Annotated in this window: 5 protein-coding genes; all 5 read right to left on the reverse strand. The window is 34.6% G+C overall.

Features of this window, described 5'->3' with window-relative positions:
• Positions 1 to 401: 401 nt before the first annotated feature.
• A complete protein-coding gene (locus IC21_RS05385; RefSeq protein ID WP_029143094.1) occupies positions 402 to 692 on the reverse strand; it encodes a hypothetical protein in 291 nt (96 codons plus the stop codon).
• A 440-nt stretch (positions 693 to 1,132) separates the two neighbouring features.
• Entirely contained in the window at positions 1,133 to 1,810 is a 678-nt protein-coding gene (locus IC21_RS05390) for a YdeJ family lipoprotein (protein WP_029143095.1), read from the reverse strand.
• Between the two features lie 263 nt (positions 1,811 to 2,073).
• Positions 2,074 to 2,379, reverse strand: coding sequence for a hypothetical protein (locus tag IC21_RS05395; RefSeq protein ID WP_029143096.1), 306 nt, complete (start codon positions 2,377 to 2,379; stop codon positions 2,074 to 2,076).
• Positions 2,380 to 2,625: 246 nt separating this feature from the next.
• A complete protein-coding gene (locus tag IC21_RS05400; protein WP_029143097.1) occupies positions 2,626 to 2,991 on the reverse strand; it encodes a hypothetical protein in 366 nt (121 codons plus the stop codon).
• Between the two features lie 29 nt (positions 2,992 to 3,020).
• Complete coding sequence (locus IC21_RS05405; protein ID WP_029143098.1) at positions 3,021 to 3,500, reverse strand: DUF4352 domain-containing protein; 480 nt, start codon at positions 3,498 to 3,500, stop codon at positions 3,021 to 3,023.
• Positions 3,501 to 4,261: the final 761 nt, after the last annotated feature.

Raw genomic sequence — 4,261 nt, forward strand, 5'->3', positions numbered from 1 at the left:
AGAAAAAAACCCATGGAAGTTAAGCCGAAAAAATGAAGGGGTGGTTGAAAACATTTGCCCATAAATTTACACAATAACCTGGACTTGACTCGGGAGCTTCCCCTTTTGTCCTTCATGCGTGTTATGAAGAACATTTGGGACGCCGGCGATTCTCCTTTTGTCCTTCATCCGTGTTATGAAGGACATTTGGGACGCCGGCGATTCTCCTTTTGTCCTTCATCCCTGTTATAAGGACATTTGGCTTGGCGGAGCTTTTCCGTGTGTCCTTCATTCCCGTAGTGAAAGATATTTTCCGCAGCGGGATTCTTCTCTTTGTCCTTCGCCCCTATTGTGAAAGACAGGTTGCATGGCGGGATCCTCATCGCCATTGTGAAAGACAATGCTGGTTTCCTCCACAAATTCTATACAAAATGAAAGCTCCAGTACAGAAGACATATTACTATAATAACTCCGAAAATAAGAGCGCCAATATAAGGAATCATTTTTAACTTTCCAGGCTCTTTTCTAATAAAAGAAACAATACTTGCTAAGAAGCTAATACCCCAAGCAAACCAACCCCAATGGTGAAAACGAGTATAATATTTTATATCTTGGCCTGTTAAAAATAAGGTAATAGCAATTATAAAAAGAATAAGCCCAAGGATAAACATAAAAAAGGAAACTTTACTAAAAATTTTGTTTTCCCTATTCATCTTTTCTTCACCCTCCCCGCAAAATTGATGCTTTGTTACCTGCTGTACACAGTAATCATAAAATAAAAATTGGTGCTTTGTCTTGATGGAACAAGTTAAGTTTATACCATTCAAATAATGTTTCTAAGAATATGGATTTTTACTTTACGTGATTGCTTTTTTTTCGAGATATTTTCCCCGACTGGTATAGAGTTATGCTGCTTCATTTGGTGTTGTTGATAGCTGATCTTGCTGCTTCAAATCATAAAGGTATGCAGATGGGGTTGGGAAGCTTTCTGATCAAATAACAGAACAACATTGGAACCTTCACAATATGTGATTCGCGAAAACGCAAGCCTGTAGCTCTTAATTTAAAATTTGAAAACGGTAACAAAAATAAGATGAAATCACTCCATAAAAAGAACAAATGGGAACTGAAATATAGAACAGCTCCCTAGTTTTTAATGAATATTCATTATCTTAATCAATTGAATGATTTTCTTGCTATCGCCGGTATCAACACGTACTAACTTTGTATTTTTGATGATATCATTGTATAGCTTTTCGCCAGCAGGATATTTACCGTCCCATCGTAACGGAACATTGTATACATTAATAGTGCCGTTCCCATTGCTACTATAAGTTACTGATCCATCTACTAATCGTGATCCAGCTAATTGAGTCACATCTTTTGGATACTTTGCACTCGTTTCATCTTTAGAATTGAGTGGCGTTCCGGCGGGGATACGGTAAACGTTTAGTTCATCTATATTTTGGTTTGGTCCCAATTGTAGCCAGACCCGAGCATATTCGATCTCCTGTGAGGAGTAATTAGACAGATCATCATTCCCAATTTTATTTGGCTTCTCTTTTTCTGCTTTATCTGAAGAGTTATCTTTTGAATTAGAATTATCACCTGAAGAGCTATATGCGCCCGTTTCCGACTTATTCGTGGTTAAATCCGAATCTTTATTTGAAGAATCTTTTTGTTCTGTTGTAGTATTTGCAACTGATGTGGACTTCTCTTTTGAAGGAGTTGATTTAGATTGTTCATGACTATTGGTTGAACACCCAACAAGCATGAGAATAAGTAATATCAAAGAAATATTCCAACCTAAAATCTTTTTTTGCTTCTTCATTCTCCCATTCCTTTCTTCTCATTGCCGACGTTCAGTTAAAATTCAGTTCTATAGTATACGTTTATAATGATCTTGTATTGAAAATACAAAATATAATAACTCCAAACGGTTTATCCTAAATATCCATGTCTGCCTTCTCCTCTTTTAATCATTGCTGTATGATATCTCATTATAAGTTTATGGCGAAAGCTAGTATTAAGTATTAAAACCAAAAGAGAGAAATTACCAAGCTTATCCAAATATAATCCTTCCCTCATTAGCCATTATATTGGTCCTCCAATTGCGATTGCAACAAGCAAAAGATAAGTGAAGACGGCTCCCCCAATAAATAGTACACCGTTTAATAACACACTTAAAACTACAACAGGTTTATTTTTTGTTCTTATTCCCCAGATCATAGCCACTAAAAAGCCCATGTCTATCATTGAATAGAATATGACAACAACCCATAAATTTACATTTTGAATTTGCCTGATGATCATTAAAAATACGATTGCGGCCATAAGCAAAATAAGAGTTAAGAATATCGGTTTCCCATCTTTTTTCTTATTTTTGAATGAATCACCCATAAAATCACCTCGGAAGTAGAGCTTGCTGCACACATTTAGATACACTTAAGCTCTAACGTTTTGTAGTTTAATTAAAATTCAGTGTTATAACTTAAAATAAGCTTATTCATAAATTCCTGGTATTCTGTATTTTCCTCGATGGATGGTTTGTGATATTTTGGAAGCACAATTGCTATGTTCTCTTCTAAATATAAAAAAGAATGGTTCTCGTCCTGGTGAATTCTTACAATATTCTTCCACATTATTTTATCTTCTGCTATTGGTTTCTGTGTTCATCCTTAAAAAGGAATCAGAATCAGCTTGAAAAATAAACATAAATTTTTTTAATTTTTCTAGATTTCTTCTTGTGTTATCCTTTTTCGCTTTTCTCATCAAAAGAAATTTCCAGCAAGGAGAAAATATCATAGCTAGAAAGATTGTGACTGCAATATTTATCAGGATGGATCTGATACTAGAGTGGTCAAAATAGCTTAAAAGAATTAGACAAACTAAAATAGAAAAAGCATGTAAAAAACGTCGCAATTTAATGCCGAATGGTGAAAAAAAGAAATCATCTTTCACTAACGCAAATATATCTTCATCTTTTACTTCATAAGTGATTTTCACCGGCATTGTAAATATCCTTTCTTTTAAAGAAATGCTTATAAATCTTTTTCGTCAATTTCCCACTCTGCCTTATCTGCAGTTGAATGAACGGAGGTAGCTATAAAACGATATGGCGCTTTTCCTGTTAACTTATAAGTTAACGTCCCTTCCATTTTCTTTCCAGGTGCTAAATCCTTATTGAAGTCAGCACGAATGAAATCCAACTGTTCCTCATCATTGTTTTTTAGTTGGAAAAGATCAGGAGAAATAACAAGTTTCTTTGGCTCCTTATTTTCCAAAGTTACCGTTAGTACAAGCTCATTTCCATCTTTATGCACACTATTTAGTCTTACCCCATAGTTATTACCAAGTTTTGCACCCTGCTTTACGGTTAAAGGATCATTTACATTGTTAACATTACCAGTATCATTTGTCGTTTGTCTTACATGATTGGTTCTCTCTTTATTAGCACAGGCCCCCAGTGAACCAACCAGGAGGAACATGAGAATAACAAGGCCCACTATGTTTCTGAACAATATATACACCCCCAGACATTATTTTAAGCTTATATTTATTTAAGAATAACATATATGAATTCGCTGTCAATATTCAAAATCTTCTTTAGTATAGGCATTGGATAAGCCGGTAAGCAACATTTTCAATAAAACAACGGATATATTTCTTTACCCATTCAAAATATAAAAGGAACACGCGCAGTAAATTTATGCAGGCTCAGAACCAAAATAAAAACTCAAAGAAAAATATGATTTTCATAAACGCTAGCGGTTTATCTAGTTAACCATATGAAAAGCGGGGAGGGGCAATTCCCCCGCTTTTGTTGGTTCTCTGATTGCCACTAGTAAAAGAAAATCGTTACACCAATATTTAGCTGACATTATTCATCCCACAACCGTGTATAATTAATTTTTTCATCGAGAGCCCTTGCCAAAATGCTATATCCCCTGAAACTGTAAGCAGTCAGACAATTAAAGGTCGTTGATTTATTCCACTAAAGAAAAAAGACGTTTGTAGGAACATTATGATAAATGTAAAAAGAAATTGTGAGTTTTTGATTTTAATGGGGTAAATTTATTTATTATAAGTGTCTAAATTTTTCCGCTTTGGCCGGTTTTGGGCGGGTTTCAATAGATTAAGCTACTCATTCCTGTGGTAAATATTGTAAAACGGAAAAGGATGATTTTTTTTGAAAAAAAAGAGCCATGAAAGCCACTCCTTTGTTAAGATATAAGTACGACCAAATATCCAGGGAGTGATTTCATGACTATTTCTATTCTAA

Origin of the sequence: Heyndrickxia coagulans DSM 1 = ATCC 7050 (assembly GCF_000290615.1) — a bacterium.
In the GTDB taxonomy this organism is placed as follows: domain Bacteria; phylum Bacillota; class Bacilli; order Bacillales; family Bacillaceae_C; genus Weizmannia; species Weizmannia coagulans.